This window comes from Fibrobacter sp. UWB13, assembly GCF_900177805.1.
Taxonomy (GTDB): domain Bacteria; phylum Fibrobacterota; class Fibrobacteria; order Fibrobacterales; family Fibrobacteraceae; genus Fibrobacter.
The window spans coordinates 630904-648031 of sequence record NZ_FXAX01000001.1; the positions used below are offsets into that span (position 1 = coordinate 630904).

12 protein-coding genes are annotated in these 17128 nt (G+C 49.8%); 6 read left to right on the plus strand and 6 right to left on the minus strand.

Annotated features, from left to right (window positions below; all coding sequences use genetic code 11):
* Window positions 1–178 precede the first annotated feature (178 nt).
* From B9Y77_RS02740 to carB, 5 genes are all read left to right on the plus strand, one after another.
* A complete protein-coding gene (locus B9Y77_RS02740; protein WP_085490378.1) occupies window positions 179–2299 on the plus strand; it encodes a glutamine synthetase III family protein in 2121 nt (706 codons plus the stop codon).
* Window positions 2300–2447: 148 nt separating this feature from the next.
* Window positions 2448–4070: a glycosyl hydrolase family 8 gene (locus B9Y77_RS02745; RefSeq protein WP_085490379.1), complete on the plus strand. Its 1623-nt coding sequence runs from the start codon at window positions 2448–2450 to the stop codon at window positions 4068–4070.
* Between the two features lie 255 nt (window positions 4071–4325).
* Window positions 4326–5996 (plus strand): glutamine hydrolyzing CTP synthase, encoded by a 1671-nt coding sequence (pyrG, locus tag B9Y77_RS02750; protein ID WP_085490380.1) that lies wholly within the window; start codon window positions 4326–4328, stop codon window positions 5994–5996.
* A 254-nt stretch (window positions 5997–6250) separates the two neighbouring features.
* Window positions 6251–7381 carry a glutamine-hydrolyzing carbamoyl-phosphate synthase small subunit gene (gene carA / locus B9Y77_RS02760; RefSeq protein WP_085490381.1) on the plus strand — a complete coding sequence of 377 codons (1131 nt, stop codon included), beginning with the start codon at window positions 6251–6253 and terminating at the stop codon, window positions 7379–7381.
* The gene (gene carB / locus B9Y77_RS02765) at window positions 7374–10637 is read left to right on the plus strand and encodes a carbamoyl-phosphate synthase large subunit (protein ID WP_085490382.1); all 3264 of its coding nucleotides are present in this window, start codon (window positions 7374–7376) and stop codon (window positions 10635–10637) included. Before carA ends, carB begins: the two co-directional genes overlap by 8 nt.
* A gap of 136 nt (window positions 10638–10773) precedes the next feature.
* Here the strand turns inward: carB and B9Y77_RS02770 are convergent, their stop codons facing one another.
* The 5 genes from B9Y77_RS02770 to B9Y77_RS02790 all read right to left on the minus strand — a co-directional run bounded on the left by B9Y77_RS02770 (window position 10774) and on the right by B9Y77_RS02790 (window position 15017).
* Window positions 10774–11883, minus strand: coding sequence for a hypothetical protein (locus B9Y77_RS02770; RefSeq protein ID WP_085490383.1), 1110 nt, complete (start codon window positions 11881–11883; stop codon window positions 10774–10776).
* A gap of 41 nt (window positions 11884–11924) precedes the next feature.
* On the minus strand, window positions 11925–12506 hold the full coding sequence (locus tag B9Y77_RS02775) for a hypothetical protein (protein ID WP_085490384.1): 582 nt from the start codon (window positions 12504–12506) through the stop codon (window positions 11925–11927).
* A 24-nt stretch (window positions 12507–12530) separates the two neighbouring features.
* Window positions 12531–12767: a hypothetical protein gene (locus B9Y77_RS02780; RefSeq protein WP_085491421.1), complete on the minus strand. Its 237-nt coding sequence runs from the start codon at window positions 12765–12767 to the stop codon at window positions 12531–12533.
* Between the two features lie 100 nt (window positions 12768–12867).
* Window positions 12868–13905, minus strand: a complete 1038-nt coding sequence (locus B9Y77_RS02785; RefSeq protein WP_085490385.1) for a hypothetical protein — start codon at window positions 13903–13905, stop codon at window positions 12868–12870.
* Window positions 13906–14090: 185 nt separating this feature from the next.
* Window positions 14091–15017, minus strand: a complete 927-nt coding sequence (locus tag B9Y77_RS02790) for a BspA family leucine-rich repeat surface protein (RefSeq protein WP_085490386.1) — start codon at window positions 15015–15017, stop codon at window positions 14091–14093.
* A gap of 407 nt (window positions 15018–15424) precedes the next feature.
* Here B9Y77_RS02790 and B9Y77_RS15875 point away from each other — a divergent pair, with 407 nt between their 5' ends.
* Complete coding sequence (locus tag B9Y77_RS15875; RefSeq protein ID WP_176221700.1) at window positions 15425–15595, plus strand: hypothetical protein; 171 nt, start codon at window positions 15425–15427, stop codon at window positions 15593–15595.
* A 34-nt stretch (window positions 15596–15629) separates the two neighbouring features.
* On the opposite strand, the gene B9Y77_RS02795 is transcribed toward B9Y77_RS15875, so the two are convergent.
* On the minus strand, window positions 15630–17123 hold the full coding sequence (locus B9Y77_RS02795; RefSeq protein ID WP_085490387.1) for a glycoside hydrolase: 1494 nt from the start codon (window positions 17121–17123) through the stop codon (window positions 15630–15632).
* Window positions 17124–17128: the final 5 nt, after the last annotated feature.

The following is a 17128-nucleotide window of genomic DNA, read 5'->3' on the forward strand; positions in this document are numbered from 1 at the left end:
TTACACTTTCTGTAAATTAACATTCGTTTTTCCAAAATTTGAAAAACATCGTTTTTTGTAAAGAGGGCTAGAAACCCGCAAATTACACATTTTTCGCATAAAATCATTCAAATTCCATTTTGGCACGTTTTTTGCAAATAGGGCAGCGAAAAACAAAAAACAATAAGGAGTTTGCCAAATGAGCAACGCATATAGATTAAAAGCAATCAAGGAAATCGCGAGCGAAGCCGCCGGCGCAAACATGGCCGCAGCCCCCGCAAACATCGACTTTTATGGTGAAGACGTTTTCAACGCCGACGCCATGCGCACTTACCTGCCGAAAGACATCTGCAAAAAGCTTTTCGCAACTATCGACGATGGCGCACCGCTCGATCCGAGCATCGCTGGCGAAGTTGCACACGGCATGAAAAAGTGGGCCCTTGATCGCGGCGCTACTCACTTTACTCACTGGTTCCAGCCTCTTACCGGTTCCACTGCCGAAAAGCACGACTCTTTCTTGGAACCCGAAGGCGACAAGGCTATCCTCGCTTTCAGCGGCAAGAACTTGATCGTCGGCGAACCGGACGCATCTTCTTTCCCGAGCGGTGGTCTCCGTTCTACTTTCGAAGCTCGTGGTTACACCGCTTGGGACCCGACTTCCCCGGCTTTCATCAAGCGCCACGGCAACGGCGCAACGCTTTGCATCCCGACCGCATTCTGCAGCTACACTGGCGAAGCACTCGACAAGAAGACCCCGCTCCTCCGTTCCATTCAGGCCTTGCAGAAATCCGCCGACCGTCTCATGGGTCTCTTCGGAGTCGCCCAGCAGAAGGTCACCGTCACGCTCGGTGCCGAACAGGAATACTTCCTCGTCGACAAGCGCTTCTACCTCCAGCGCCCGGACCTCTACCAGGCCGGCCGCACCTTGTTCGGTGCCGCTCCGGCTAAGCACCAGCAGATGGAAGACCACTACTTCGGTAGCATTCCGTCTCGCATTTTGAACTTTATGAACGATGTGGAAAAGGAACTCTGGAAGCTCGGCATTCCGGCAAAGACCCGCCACAACGAAGTCGCTCCGGCTCAGTTCGAACTTGCTCCGATGTTCGAAGAAGTGAACCTCGCTTGCGACCACAACATGCAGATTATGGAAGTCCTCCGTCAGGTCGCTGACCGCCACGGACTCGTCTGCCTCCTCCACGAAAAGCCGTTTGCAGGCATCAACGGTTCTGGTAAGCACAACAACTGGTCTGTGAACTATGGTAAGACCAACCTCTTGAACCCGGGCAAGGACCCGCACCAGAACGCCATCTTCCTCACCACGCTCTGCGCTGTGATTTACGCCGTCGATACTCACGCTGACTTGCTCCGTATGGCTGTTGCAAGCGCTGGTAACGACCACCGCCTTGGAGCAAACGAAGCTCCTCCGGCAATTATCTCCATGTACCTCGGCGACCAGCTTGCTGATGTCGTCGATCAGCTCGAAAAGGGCGATCCGAAGTCCAGCAAGCAGGCTGGCGCTCTCAAGCTCGGTTCTGACACTCTCCCGCCGCTCCCGCGTGACGCTACGGACCGTAACCGTACTTCTCCGTTTGCATTCACAGGCAACAAGTTCGAATTCCGTGCACCGGGTTCTAGCCAGAGCTGCTCTGAACCGAACGTTATCCTCAATACGATTGTTGCAGAAGCATTCGACATCATTGCAGACAAGCTTGCCGACGTTCCTGCAGACAAGTTCCACGAAGAACTCCAGAACCTTCTCCAGAAGATCGTTAAGGAACACAAGCGCGTTATCTTCAACGGCAACGGCTATACCGACGAATGGGTTGAAGAAGCTGCAAAGCGCGGCCTCCCGAACACCCGCACTACCATGGAAGCCCTCCAGGCACTTACCAAGAAAGAAAACGTCGCCCTCTTCGAAAAGTACGGCGTGTTCAACAAGCGCGAACTCGATTCCCGCTACGAAGTCAACATGGAAGACTACCACAAGAAGATTCACATCGAAGGTGAAATCGCTCGCGACATGGCGAAGGACATCATTCTCCCGCAGGCTATCGAAGCTTACTCCGCTGCTCTCAAGGCAAACGAAATGGCTCTGAACCAGGGCTTCCCGGCTCTCGATTCTTACGCCAAGCCGCTTGGCGAAGGCATCAAGAAGTTGCTCGCAGCTATCGAAGTGATGGAAAAGGCTCTCGCCTCCAAGCACGAAGATATCTTGAACGGTATGCTCGACCTCCGCTTGGTTGTGGACTCTCTCGAAAAGATTGTTCCGGACGAAAAGTGGCCGCTTCCGAAGTACCGCGAGATGTTGTTCATCTACTAATGATTTAAGCACATCAAAACCGAAGACAAAATCACTCGTCGAAAGGCGGGTGATTTTTTTGCTAAACTTCTTTTTGTTGTAAAAACTTACATCGGGATTTTGTCTAAACCACTATAAAAAGTGGCGAAATGAAAATATAATTGTTTTCATGAAATCAACAAAACTTTGTGCATTCTCTCTTTCCTTGCTGTTCAGTGCCGCTATGGCCACTGCAGCTGATACCGCAGGTAATTTCTTTGATGAAAACGGCGCTTACTACGGCCCGGACTGCGAAAAAGATGGTTCCCAGTTCAACGGCGCATATTACACCGGCAACTATGAAAGCCCGTTCAAGACCTACTTGGGCAAGACCGACGCAGAAATCAAAGAAAAAATGGATGCGATGTGGGAACACTATTTTAAGGGCGACAACAATTCCAAGGTGTTCTTCGACAATGGTAACGAAGGTTACATCAAGGATATCAACAACAACGACGTTCGCTCCGAAGGTATGTCTTACGGCATGATGATTGCCGTGCAGACAGGTCACAAAGAAGAATTTGACAAGCTCTGGAAATGGGCCAAGAACCACATGTGGCACAAGGGTGGTGACTGGGACGGTTACTTTGCCTGGCAGCGTGGTGACAACGGCATGGGCGGTGACGACAACTGCGCACCTGATGGCGAAATGTACTTTATGATGTCACTCTTGTTCGCAGCAAACCGCTGGGACGATGATCAGTACAGAAAAGACGCTCTGTACATCATGGACAAGATGTGGAACAACCCAAGCCACAAGCTCTTTAACCAGGGCAACTACATTATCGTGTTCCAGCCGCTCGGCAACGGAAACGATTTCTCTGACCCGTCTTATGACTTGCCTGCTTACTTGGAACTCTTCTCCCGCTGGGCAGAAAAGGATACTGACAAGTGGAAAAAGGCAGTCACCGCTGCTCGCGATCACCTTTACAAGTCTTCTAACACGAGCTCAGGCTTGTTCGCCGACTATAGCTCCTTCAACGGTCAGCCGCAGTCCTATTCTTACAACTCCAACTCCACCAAGTACATGTACGACGCCATGCGTTGCGCTATGAACTTCGGTATGGACTACTACCTGTTCGGTGCTGACTCCACCAGAGAAATTGAAATGGCAAATCGCATCATCAATTTCTTTGAAAAGGACGGCTACAAGCACGCTCGCTTTAACTGGGATGGTTCCAATCCGCAGGAACAGTACACGCAGGGCGAAGCCGGTGCAAACGCAGTTGCCGCCATCGCTTTGAGAAGCACTGCTGATTCTGAAGAAAAGATCAAGAAGAATCTCCAGAACGCTTGGGACACGAAGTTCATGACCGGTCAGTACCGCTACTATGATGGCTTGGTCCACTACCTCGCCATGCTCCACTTGAGCGGTAACTTCAAGATTTGGAAGCCGAAGCCGACCGTCGAAGAAAAGTCTGTCGAAGCAAGCGAATACTGTGGCGTGAAGATTGAAAAGGATACCACGTTCTACGCTTTCGAATCTTGCAAGCTTTACAAGGTTAGCGCAAAGCCGGAAACCATCGCCATTGGGTCCAAGATTAAGTTGAACAACGCTGTGAGAGTTTGGTCTACCAATAGCGCCATCGTTATTGAAAACGCTGTGGTTGGCACCAAGTTCGCTGTTACGGATCTCAATGGTCGCGTGCTCAAGTCTGCAAAGACAAGCTCCGCCATGCAAGAAGTCCGCATCAATAGCAGAGGCAACTTCCTCGTCATCGTTGGCGATAAGACCTACAAGGTTGTGAAGTAATAAGACATAGAGATTCCTGCTTTGTGTCGGGATCTATAAATGGGCGTGCAGAAATGCGCGCTCTTTTTTTGTAAGTTGTGATTACATAAAATGTAAAACAAAATTGAAAATTTACATTTTATGTAAAATATTTTCGTGTGGAGTTTGCGTCCGTTATCGGAAAATTCGCAAAAATCGCCATATCTCCACTTTTGGCACGTCTTTTGCTTATAGCGACAAAAAGAATTACAATTTGTGTAAATTAGGAAAATTAAAATGGCATTACAGCATAGATACAACGGAAAGACTAAGTTTATTATCGTCACCGGAGGCGTCATCTCCGGACTCGGCAAAGGGGTAGCGGCAGCGTCCATCGGGGCGCTGCTTTCTGCTAGAATGAAGGTGGTTCCGGTCAAGTGTGATGGTTACCTCAACACAGATCCGGGCACGATGAACCCGACCGAACATGGTGAAGTTTTTGTTTTGGATGACGGTGGCGAATGCGACATGGACTTCGGCCACTACGAACGCTTTTTGAACGTGACCGCCAAGAAAGATTGGAGCCTCACGATGGGTCGCATCTTTAAGATGATCCTCGAGAAGGAACGCCGCGGCGACTATCTTGGCCATACGGTGCAGTTCATCCCGCACGTGACCGACCTTATCAAGGAACAGTTCTACAGAATTGCAAATCAGGAAAAAGCCGATGTGCTGTTGATTGAAATCGGCGGTACCGTGGGCGACCTTGAAAACCAGTTCTACATCGAAGCCGCTCGCCAGTTGAGCCATGAAGTTGGCGACCACAACGCCATTTTCGTACACCTCACCTACGTTCCGATTCCGTCTGGTGTGAACGAACAGAAGTCTAAGCCTACGCAGATGTCTGTGCGTGACTTGAACAAGCTCGGCATTTACCCGGAAATTGTTATCGGTCGTTGCGAAGAATATATCAAGCCGCACCTCAAGGCAAAAATCGGCTTGTTCTGCAATCTGCCGGCAGACCATATCATTTCGGGCATTGACGTGAAGCACGTTTACGAATGCCCGCTCGTTTACGATGCCGAAGGCATTCCTGAGATTCTTTCCAAGACGCTTGGCATTTACGCCCCGCCGAAACTTGATCAGTGGAGCAAGCTCGTGGACGCTCTCAAGCGCAATTCTGTAAATCCGCGCAAGACGCTTACCGTTGCCATTTGCGGCAAGTACCTTGCCCTAGAAGATTCTTACGCATCCGTCGTCGAAGCGATTACGCACGCCTCCGCCCATTTGGATTTGCATGCCAACATCCGCTGGGTCGATACGGAGAAAATTGAAAATGGTACAGTCTCTGTCGAAACGGCTCTCAAGGGCGTCGATGCAGTCATCGTGCCGGGCGGTTTCGGTAGCCGCGGTATCGAAGGTAAGATTCAGGTTATCCGCTACGTGCGCGAAAACAAGATTCCGTTCCTCGGCATCTGCTATGGCATGCAGCTCTCCGTCGTGGAATTTGCACGCCACGTCTGCGGTATGCAGGGCGCAGGTACGGTCGAAATGGAAAGCGAAACGAACCACGTCGAAGTTCCGGTCATTGCATTCCTCCCCGGCCAGGAACACATCAAAGATCTGGGTGCGACGATGCGCCTCGGTGGTCACGATGTCGTCATCAAGGAAAACAGCCTTGCCGCCCAGGTTTACGGTTCTACCGCCATCCGCGAACGCTTCCGCCACCGCTACGAAGTGAACCCGCAATATGTCGAACAGATTGAAAAGGGCGATCCGACCGGCGCAAACCAGCAAAAGCTCGTTTTCTCCGGAAAAGCTGCCAACGAAGACATTATGCAGATTATGGAACTCACGGACCACCCCTACTTTATGGCCTGCCAGTTCCACCCTGAACTGAAGTCCTCGCTGATTCACCCGGCACCGCTCTTCCTCGGACTCCTCAAAGCCGCAGACGAGAAAAATTAAAAGCAAAAAATCTTAAATAATGGATTGTCGTAAACCTGTCAATTTACTATAATTAGCCCCCGATGAAAAGAATGGAACTTGTCGACTTCGAACTCGCCTTCAAGGAAGCAGTTTCGGCCCACAAAAAGGTCGGTTGGGTTTCAGTTTTTGACAAGACTATTCATTTTTTTAAGAGTTTTATTTTTAAGGCAAAGGCATTTAGCTTTTGCCTTTCTTTTTATACACAGCCTTTTAACTATAGCAACGAGTAAATCATGAACGAAAAATTTCAATGGAAAGCAAAGCGCGAGCGCAAGGCTTTTATAGCCTTGGCTGACGGAGCCGTATTCCACGGTTACGCCTTTGGCGAAAAGAAAGACACCGTCGGCGAAGCCGTGTTCAACACAGGTATGGCTGGCTACAAGCAGATTTTGACCGACCCGTCTTACGCTGGTCAGTTCGTGGTTTTCACCACGGCCGAAGTTGGCGCTTACGCTACGAACTTTGAAAAGTCCGAATCCCGTCAGGTTTTCTTGAATGGCATTGTCGTGAACTCCCTCGACTGGGTTTCCAAGGAACTGAACGAAGAATCGCTTCATGATTACATGCTCGCCCAGAAGAAGGCTGGCATTGCAGGCGTTGATACTCGCGCCCTCACGCTCCACCTCCGCACGCACGGCGCCCAGAAAGCTTACCTCCACGTCGAAGACACGGAGATGACCGAAGCCGAAGCAATCGCAAAGGCAAAGGCTTGGGAAGGCCTCGATGGTCAGGACTACGCGAGCAAGGTGAGTGACCCGAACGGCTACGAATTCAATAACGAAGGCAAGTACCACATTGTCGCTCTCGATTTCGGTATCAAGACGAACATCTTGAGAAACCTCGCCGCTCAGGACCTGCGCATCACGGTCATGCCGATTGGCATGAGCTACGAAAAGATCATGGAACAGAAGCCGGATGGCGTGTTCCTCTCCAACGGCCCTGCCGACCCGAACAGCCTCCCGCAGGTTTACAACATGGTCAAGCAGCTCCTCGGCAAGATCCCTCTCATGGGTATTTGCCTTGGTAACCAGCTCCTCGGCCTTGCTCTCGGTGCTAAGGTTTCCAAGCTTAAGTTCGGCCACCACGGCTGCAACCATCCGGTCAAGAACCTCTTGACGGGCGCTGTCGAAATCACGTCACAGAACCACAACTACGCCATTGACGAAACGTCTCTCCCCGCCGATGTCGAAGTCACGCACATCAACCTGAACGACAATACGGTCGAAGGCATCCGCCACAAAAAGTTCCCGGCATTCAGCGTGCAGTACCATCCGGAATCTGCCCCGGGTCCGAACGATTCCATGTACTTGTTCGAAGAATTTAAGAAGATGATTGAAGATTTCAAGGGAGGCAAGAATGCCTAAGCGTACCGACATCAAGAAGATTATGCTCATCGGTTCTGGCCCGATTGTGATTGGCCAGGGCTGCGAATTCGACTACTCCGGCGTGCAGGCTTGCAAGGTGCTCCGTCGTGAAGGTTACGAAGTGGTGCTCGTGAACTCCAACCCGGCAACCATCATGACCGACCCGGAAATGGCTGACCGCACCTACATCGAACCGCTGAGCGTCGATATTCTCCACGAAATCATCCGTCGCGAACGCCCCGATGCATTGCTCCCGACTCTCGGTGGCCAGACCGCCTTGAACCTCGCCATGGAACTCAACGAACGCGGCATTCTCGACCGCTACCAGGTGGAACTCATCGGTGCTAAAGCCGAATCCATCCAGCGCGCCGAAGACCGTCACTTGTTCAAGGAAGCCATGCTCAAGATCGGGCTGGACCTCCCCCGCTCCGGTTCCGCACACTCCATGAGCGAAGCAACCGCTATCGCCCACACCATCGGAAGCTGGCCCTTGATCATCCGTCCGGGCTTTACGCTTGGTGGTACTGGTGGCGGTATCGCCCACAACGAAGAAGAATTCGAAACCATCGTGAACCGCGGTCTTGACGCCTCGCTCAACAACGAAGTGCTTATCGAAGAATCGCTCCTCGGCTGGAAAGAATTCGAAATGGAAGTCATGCGCGATAAGAAGGGCAATGCCGTTATCGTCTGCTCCATTGAAAACCTCGACCCGATGGGCGTTCATACGGGTGACTCCATCACGGTCGCTCCGATCCAGAGCCTTGATGACCGCGCTTACCAGGCCATGCGTGACGACTCCCTGAAGGTCATGGAAGCTATCGGCGTGGAAACCGGTGGATCTAACGTGCAGTGGGCTATCGAACCGAAGACCGGCCGTCGCATCATCATCGAAATGAACCCGCGTGTGTCCCGTTCTTCTGCTCTTGCATCCAAGGCAACGGGCTTCCCCATCGCAAAGATTGCAGCACTTCTCGCTGTGGGTTACACGCTTGACGAACTCCGCAACGACATCACGCAATCTACTCCGAGCTGCTTTGAACCGGCTCTCGACTACGTTGTCGTGAAGGTTCCGCGTTTCACATTCGAAAAGTTCCCGAAGGCAGATTCCACACTCGGCACCCAGATGAAGTCTGTGGGCGAAGCCATGGCAATCGGTACGAACTTCAAGCAGGCTATGCAGAAGGCTCTCCGCTCTCTCGAAACGGGATTCGGCGGATTCGGGGCCTGCGCCAAGTGCGAAAAGTTCAAGGAATATGACGACGAAACACTCGCCAAGGAAGTCGCACGCCCGAGTGCAGAACGCATCTTCGTAGTCTACGAAGCATTCCGCCGCGGTTGGGACATCGAAAAACTTTACGAAGTCACCAAGATTGACCGCTACTTCCTCCGTCACCTCGAAGAACTCGCCTGCTTCGAAGACGAAATCACGGCTGCAGGTTCTATCGAAAACCTCGCCAAGGATAAGGCACTCTTCCGCCAAGCCAAGGAATTCGGCTTCAGCGATATCCAGATCGGTTACCTCTTCCACAAGACTCCGGAAGAAGTCATGGGTGTGCGTAAGCAGATCGGTCTCGTCCCGAGCTACTACTCCGTCGATACTTGCGCCGGCGAATTCGAAGCCATCACGCCGTATTACTACAGCTGCTACGCCGACAATACCGAACCTGTCCGCGAAATTCCGGGTCACCAAAGCAAGAAGCGTATCATGGTGCTCGGCGGCGGTCCGAACAGAATCGGTCAAGGTATTGAATTTGACTACTGCTGCTGCCACGCTGCATTTACGCTCCGCAAGCACGGCTTTGAAGTCATCATGGTGAACTCCAACCCCGAAACGGTTTCTACCGACTACGATACTTCGGACAAGCTCTACTTTGAACCGCTTACGCTCGAAGACGTGATGGGCATTTACGAACGCGAAAAGTGCGCGGGCGTGATTGTTCAGTTCGGTGGTCAGACTCCGCTGAACCTTGCTATGCGTCTCAAGAAGGCTGGTGCAAATGTCATCGGTACAAGCCCCGAAGACATCGACCTCGCCGAAGACCGCGACTTCTTCAAGCAGCTCGTCACCAAGATTGGCATCAAGCAGGCTGAAAGCGGCATTGCACACAACGTCGAAGAAGCCCTCGCCATTGTCGATAAGATCGGCTACCCGGTTCTCGTGCGCCCGAGCTTCGTTCTCGGTGGCCGCGGCATGGTGATTGTTTACAAGGAAAAGTACCTTCGCAAGTTCGTGGAAGAAGCTGCCGCCATTGGCGAAGGCAAGCCGATTCTCATCGACCGCTTCCTCGAAGACGCAACCGAACTCGATGTGGACTGCATCAGCGATGGCAAGCACACCGTTATCGGCGCTATCATGGAACACGTGGAACCCGCAGGCATCCACTCTGGTGACTCCGCCAGCGTTATCCCGCCGATGACTCTCTCCAAGGAAATTCAGGACAAGGTCCGTGAATTCGCCAAGGAATTTGCAAAGGAACTCCACGTTGTCGGTCTCATGAACATGCAGCTCGCCGTCAAGGATGGCGAACTCTATATGATCGAAGTGAACCCGCGTGCATCACGTACGGTGCCGTTCGTTTCCAAGTCCATCGGCGTGCCGCTCGCAAGCTATGCAACACGCTGCATGACCGGCGAAACGCTCGAACAGATTGGCTTTACCGAAGAAGTCCGCGTACCTTACGTGAGCGTCAAGGAAGCTGTCTTCCCGTTCGTCAAGTTCCCGGGCGTCGACATCACGCTTTCTCCGGAAATGAAATCCACTGGTGAAGTCATGAGCCTCGATCGCGACCGCGGCCTTGCCTACCTCAAGAGCCAGCTGGCATCGGGCAACAAGGTCCCGAGCCAGGGCAACATTTTCGTCTCGCTCAAGGACGAAGACAAGCAGAAGGCAGTTCCGCTCATCAAGCGCCTCGTGGACATGGGCTACCAGATTTACGCCACCCGCGGCACCTCTACGATGCTCTACAACGAAGGCATCAAGACCCGCGCCGTGTTCCGCATCTCCCGTGGCCGCCCGAACCTGCTCGACCTTATCCACGATAAGGAAGTGCAGTGGATCGTGAACACCACCGAAACTGGCGCAGAAGCCATGGTCGACGAAATCCAGATGCGCTCCAAGGCCGTTGTCTCGGGCATTCCTATCACGACGACCATCGCCGCCCTCACCTCTACCGTTGAAGGTCTCATGGACAAGCATGACTTCGGAAGATTCGAAGTGTGCAGCCTCCAAGAGTATCATAGGCATGTGAAGAAGTGACACGACGTGTCATCCTGAGTCCCGGAATAAGTCCGGGATAAACTCCGCCCGTAAAGCGCGAAGTCGAAGGATCCAGAGTATTAAAAAAGAGAATTGCTTAATAGCAGTTCTCTTTTTCATATGGAGGGAAACAATATTATTTACCTTCACCTTCATTAAAACCGAATTTTTGGCGAGCCCATGTTTCCATATAGGGCAGAATTTCCTTGTAAGGTACCACAATCATCACGCTACCGTGGGTATGCCAGCCGATGTCGAACGACAAACCGTCAAAACCGATACCGTCCTTCAAAAAAGAAGGCTCCAGCTGGAAATCCATGCCGATGGCTTCGGCCCTGGCATCGTATTTTTCCGCATATTTGCGAAGAAGCGATATAATCGCTTTCTTTTCATTTGGATTGAAAATAGTGGAATCAACCAACGACCCGTCTTTCTTCGAGAAGGTCCGGTGATACTCGTAAAAGTATCCTCCGGCAGCACCGGCTTCGTACCCGGCGTTCGAAATATAATAAGTCGTCCACAGCAGTGAATCGAATGCGACATCTATACTGTCCTGGCGTTCGTAATGGAGGGTGGCGGCAACTTGCGTATGGGCGCTGTCATAGTACCAGTCATTGGGATAATTCCTGAGTTCGGACTCAATGTTCCTCATGTATTCTTCCGCCTGACGGTAAAGGGCTCTTTTATGAATTTCTCCTAAATGTTCAGAATCAAGGATCGTGTCGGCATCGGTCAATTCCTCGCCCAACAGCCCCTTGATGATTTTCCGGTGGACCCGTTTAGGATAAACCTGGAACCTCGGCAGCACCCAATGCAAGGAAACCGTGTAAAACCTGTTGCTGTCGCGTTCCGTTCCATAATTGGTAAATTGCAAACAGCCTTTCATTTTTGTGGGGTCGCACTCAATCAATTCGTCGTCATGTAAGGCAATCTCCGCTTTGATCCGCTCCAGATCATCCGGAGCCTGCAATGCAACGGTTGGTTCCGTTTTGGGGGCTTCTTCCGATTCTTTGAAATTGTTTTTGAAAAAAGTAAGTGGGCAGACAATTACCGCGATAAGGTATGCTGCCGATAAAAACGAGCTTGCGATTTTTTTTGCCTTGGAACCCGTTGGACTCGGCCTGTTCATAATAGCGAGCACGAACGCCACTATGGCAAGCGGAAGCAAGAATAGGTACATTCCGCCCCGCGACACAAGGCCAATGAGAATCCCTGCCATGATAAAAAGAGTTTCAAAAACTGCCATATTTTTCCTTCGGCTAATAAAAGCCCTATAAGATGTTTGGATTAATGTCGAGATTGGAAGTGGAGATGTTCGTTCACGGTTCCCTGGCTTTCCCATTCTACCTTATATTCCTTGGGCAGGGTTCCTTGTAGAATTTTGACGACTCGTCTTCTCTTGTAGTATGGTAGGTCCACGAGGCTGATATCGACAGCTCGACCTGTTTTATGATGGGACCACTTGTCATGTCTATCGAAGGAGTCATGGGCGGATATAATGGTCGGGGCGAAGTCCTCTCCGAACTGGCTTTTGAACACTTTGATGACATACACGAGGCCTCGTTCAAGGGCGGGTGTAAGCTCCATGACGACATAGCCCTTCTGGATGGTGTTCTCCATGATGTAGTCATGGTTTTCACCCACTTGGACAGGGACATTGGTTCGGAAGTCGTAGTTTTCTTCCTGGGTCTTGGGTTCCCTACGCTCGGGATTCGAATATGTCTGTTCTGCTACAGGTCTATGGGACCAGCTGCTGTTAGGTGATTCGGGTCTATACGGATCGAAGATGAGCTTATAACCCACGATAATCATGATGGCAATCATGATTAAGCCTAGGAAGATTTTGATAAGGTTGACAAGGCATCCCATGGTGACAACTCCGTTGTTGATGGTTCACTTCCCGTATTGTTCCTCATAGAGGCGTTGCAAAGCCTCCTTGTATTGTGCGTCTCGTTCAGCCTCGATTTTCTGTTTCTGGATTTCTTGAGAGTGATCCACATAAGGGTTCTTGTTGTGCCTGTTAGTTGCGAGGGCAAGCAAGACGACTGCGAGAACGATGATGATTAACAAGACCACCTGCGTGAAGAAATACGTTATGCGTTCTAGGATGTTACTGATGAAGTCAAACATGGTTATGCCTCTGTTGGTTTTCCTCTCTGTATAATTATCGATGGATATCCCGCCAATGTAAAGCAAGTCCGCACTCTTTATTTGAGAACATTATGACGCTTTAATATTTTTCGAAGCCGAATTTTTTCAGCACATCCTTACGGATTAGCGGAAGAATCTGGCTGTAAGGCACCACAACCAAGCCGTCTTTTGTGTTGAAATCGGTAGTGCCGATATCGAAATATTTGAATCCGACACCGTCTTTCAAGAATAAGGCGAGCCTTGGCTGGATTTCCTGGTTAATTTCGTGGACATTGACGTGCCCGGCCGCATTTTTTCGGATAAGGGCGGCTAGAAGGTCTTGCGACCCTGGCAAGAAAATGGAACTGTCTACTACGGAACCGTCTTGCTTGGAGAACGTCATGTAGAGGTTTCTTCTCCAATGGACGGCTTCACAGTCTTTGTCTTCCCTTTTGTGCAGCAGGTAGGTCGCCCAGGATTTCGTTTCGTATATGGGGGCAATGCTGTCAACCAATTTCATAGGTATGGTGTCATAGCTATAGCGTTGTTCTAAAACTTGAATATTTGTGGTGGTATCTGAAGGATACATACATCTGTGGATTTGGTCTTTGCGCACGTCATCGGCGAATCTTTTTAAAATCGCCTGCATGTGCGACTTATCTAATGTCAAATCGGTCTTTTGAACCTTGTCACCTAGAAGCGTGCGGATTATCCTGTTTCGGGCTGTTTTGCTTATACCCTTGGCGGGGAGCGTCCAATGAGCGTAAACTTCACTGAAAGGCCTTTGCACCGTGTCTATGGAGACTGTGAAGTGTTCAATGTCGTTGTTTTCCGCGAGAGCCTCGTGTGCGTATAGGCTGTTTTGGAATTCGTCTCTCAGCGAATCCTCAAGTAAGAACTGTCGAAGCGTGGAGTCCAAATTTTTTGACCGTTCCTGTGACAATTCTAATTGTTCCTGCAGGATAAGCTTCTGGTCATGCAGGGCGCTCTTCTGCTCCTGCGTTTTGAACAGCAGTTCCCTCGTCTTCCGTAGGTTGCTTTTTGTCTCTTCCTGGTCATGCTTGATTAAATTAAACAGCCAAAATGCATATATGCATGTAATCAGCACTATTACAATAGACGTAATTATTTTTTTCACGACCTGGTCTCCTGCGGAAATTCGCACGTTTATAATATAGTTTTATAGAATGTCATATTATGACATTTTGAGATTTTTGTAAAAAATGAGAAAAAAGTAAAAGCCTTGTGCAGATCCGCATCAAGGCTTTGTGTGCTAAGGAAGGGGTGCCCTGCAAAAGCTGGGCGTTTTTATTTATGAATTTTTTAACCGAACATGTTCGAGGTGTCGCAGTCAAGGCGTATTTTCCAATTGCTGATGATGTCTCCATTGAAATCACTACGGAAAAACATCTCGCTCATATCGGTCACATTGGACACATTCCACTTGCTGATATCACTATTGAACGCACTTCCTTCGAACATTCCGCTCATATCGGTCACATTGGACACATCCCACTTGCTGATATCACCATTGAACGGGGTACCGAGGAACATCCCGCTCATTCCGATTGCTTTGGACACATTCCACCTGCTTAAGTCTCCATTGAAATAGCTATTCCAAAACATGCAGCTCATTTTGGTTACTTTGGACACATTCCACCTACTTATGTCGCCGTTGAATGCGCTTTGGGAGAACATACTACTCATGTCGGTCACATTAGATACATTCCACCTACTGATGTCACCGTCGAATTTGCAATCCCAGAACATACAACTCATATCGGTCACATTGGACACGTTCCACTTGCTGATATCGCCATTGAACGGGCTACCGAAGAAAATCCCGCTCATTTTAGTCACATTGGACACGTTCCACTTGCTGATATCACCATTGAACTGGCTGCCGGAGAACATCCCGGTCATGTCGGTCACATTGGATACATTCCACTTGCTGATGTCGCCGTTGAATTGGCTGTCAAGGAACATTCCGCCCATATCGGTCACATTGGAAACGTTCCACTGACTGATGTCGCCTTTGAAGTTGTTTTCACGAAACATCCTACTCATATCGGTCACATTGGACACGTTCCACTTGCTGATGTCACCATTGAATTCGCATCCTTTGAACAACTCGCTCATGTCGGTGATGCCCGAAACATCAATGTCGTTCAAGTTGCACTCGGGCCCCTCGGTCTGAATGCGGTTCTCGATGATTTTCTTCAGTTCTTCCTTATTTGCGGGTTTGAGCATAGTCTATTCCTTTAAATAGTAATGAGCCACTAGTTGCAAAGTAAATATAATTCTTTTCATCGCTCCACTAACCTTGTGCTTAGTCCCCAAATAAGGAAACACTCGCCTAAGCCTCGCATAATAGGTCTTTTTCTCACATTTATCCATAGAAAAAGACCTACTTAACTCTATCAACTTGGTCTTTTTCCCACTTTTTTATCGAAAAAAAACAAGTTTGAGTAAAAAGCGGCGTTTTTGACGAAAATTCGACAATTTTAAAGAAAATTTAAAAAACTTAACGAATTTTTAACGAATTTCCAAAAATTTCGACGAAAAATTTTAAAATTTAACGAATTCAAAAATGCGTTAAAAACGAACAAAACTGCAATCTCTTGCATTTTGAAATTCTTTCATAGATATTTAAAAATATGAAAGAATTATTGAAAAATCAATCCGTCAATTTAGAGTTCAATGGCAACAATCCAGTCCTCACCAAGAAACTTATCGAGTCCATCGATGAGGGCGAAAAACTCGCTCACGCCCTGAATGCCAAAACATATTCGACACCACAGGAACTTTTGGACGAACTGGGCTTCTAACAAAAAAGTCGTCCCTTGCGGGGCGACCTTTTGCTTATTTCAACACCACTCGTTGCGTCTTCGCATTGCCGAGTTTGACCATGTACACGCCGCGGCTTAAGCCTGCGCTTGTCATGGCGTTGCGAAGTTCGCCGATGTGTTCCGCTTGGAATTCGCCGATAAACGTACCAATCGGGCTAAATACTTTATATGAGCTTTGATTTTTTTGTACAGAACGTATCCTGAAGGCTATGGCGTCTGTTGAATCTTTGGGCGGTTCCACCTTTGGCTCTTGCCATAGAATGAATTCGACTGTCGTTGCGCTGCGGGCCGGGACGCTGTAGCTGCACTTTGTACCGTCAACCTTGACTTCGTTCCCTTCCTTGAGGTTGTTATTGTCGTCGGTGACATAGGGCTTAAAGCTTCCAATCTTTGTGCTTCCGAAGTCAAAGTCCGCCTTGAATTCCTCATTCTTGGAATTGAGAATGACGACTGCGATTTTCGTCTTGAGGGAGTCGCGGTAGGCGGTGACCTTTACATCTCTTTCGGGATTCTTGGTAGCATCGATTCTCCAGGAGCCGGGGCGTGCGAAGCGGCTATAGTTTCCCATGACCCAGAGTCGTTTGGTGGGCTCCACGTTATCGGGGTTGCCTTGTCCTTGTGGCCAAAGCGCTCCGTTACCGCAGCTGGGTTCGCTGCATGAATAAATCCACCAGAAATGCCAGGCGTTCATATTCGAAATCGTAAGGGCGTCGTGGATCATGTTTGCAACGCGGAGAGCGCTTCCCATGCCAACGTCTTCCTTGTTGCTTCCGAGATCGTAGACTTCTGTTTCCCAGAATTCTTTGCCTGCTTCATGGATTTCGGGGTAAGCGGCTGGGTCTCCACCGTATTCGTGCGTTCCAAAAATGTCCGTGTATTTTAAGGCGGCAGGATTGTTGAAGAATGCTTTTTTGTAATTGGGGAATCCGTACCAGTTGATGGCTTCGGTGCCTATGATTTTGATGCCCGTGGTATCGAGGGTGGGACCAAGATAGTCGCCTACCCAACGAGCCAATTCATCGGGTTCGTAGTGGTTATCGCCGGTGCCGTCAGGCTCATTTTGCGACGAAATCGCGTACAGGTTGACTCCAGCTTTACGCATGTCTTGCGTAAACTTTAAGATGGTGTTTGCCCAGTCTTGAGCATGATTGAAATCCAGATGCTTTTTGTTGCCATCGTAATTTACGGTGTATTTGGATGTCCATGGAGCGGCCCAGACTTTGACGCCGTATTCACTCGCCTTTTTTGCGATACTTGTTTCGGAGGTGGAGCCGTCCGGAGCAATGCGGATGCGATGCAGCGTAAGCCCCGCGCCGCTAGTGGAGTCCCAAAGGAAGGCTGCGTTTTTGTCGGTAATGGAACCCGCCCATGCCGATGCTGCACCAAAGCCGCTGATGCGCTGGTATTCCTTGCCCATGTCAACGTTTATCGTTGCAGCACAGGCAAGAGTGCTCAAAAATGCGATGGAACCTGCAAAAAGAGAAAATCCCTTAATTGAAACCGTCATATAGC

Coding starts and splice junctions, on each gene's coding strand:
- B9Y77_RS02740 (WP_085490378.1), top strand. CDS start 179: ATGAGCAACGCATATAGATTAAAAGCAATCAAGGAAATCGCGAGCGAA.
- B9Y77_RS02770 (WP_085490383.1), bottom strand. CDS start 11,883: ATGGCAGTTTTTGAAACTCTTTTTATCATGGCAGGGATTCTCATTGGC.
- B9Y77_RS02780 (WP_085491421.1), bottom strand. CDS start 12,767: ATGTTTGACTTCATCAGTAACATCCTAGAACGCATAACGTATTTCTTC.
- pyrG (WP_085490380.1), top strand. CDS start 4,326: ATGGCATTACAGCATAGATACAACGGAAAGACTAAGTTTATTATCGTC.
- carA (WP_085490381.1), top strand. CDS start 6,251: ATGAACGAAAAATTTCAATGGAAAGCAAAGCGCGAGCGCAAGGCTTTT.
- B9Y77_RS02745 (WP_085490379.1), top strand. CDS start 2,448: ATGAAATCAACAAAACTTTGTGCATTCTCTCTTTCCTTGCTGTTCAGT.
- B9Y77_RS15875 (WP_176221700.1), top strand. CDS start 15,425: ATGAAAGAATTATTGAAAAATCAATCCGTCAATTTAGAGTTCAATGGC.
- B9Y77_RS02775 (WP_085490384.1), bottom strand. CDS start 12,506: ATGGGATGCCTTGTCAACCTTATCAAAATCTTCCTAGGCTTAATCATG.
- B9Y77_RS02790 (WP_085490386.1), bottom strand. CDS start 15,017: ATGCTCAAACCCGCAAATAAGGAAGAACTGAAGAAAATCATCGAGAAC.
- B9Y77_RS02795 (WP_085490387.1), bottom strand. CDS start 17,123: ATGACGGTTTCAATTAAGGGATTTTCTCTTTTTGCAGGTTCCATCGCA.
- carB (WP_085490382.1), top strand. CDS start 7,374: ATGCCTAAGCGTACCGACATCAAGAAGATTATGCTCATCGGTTCTGGC.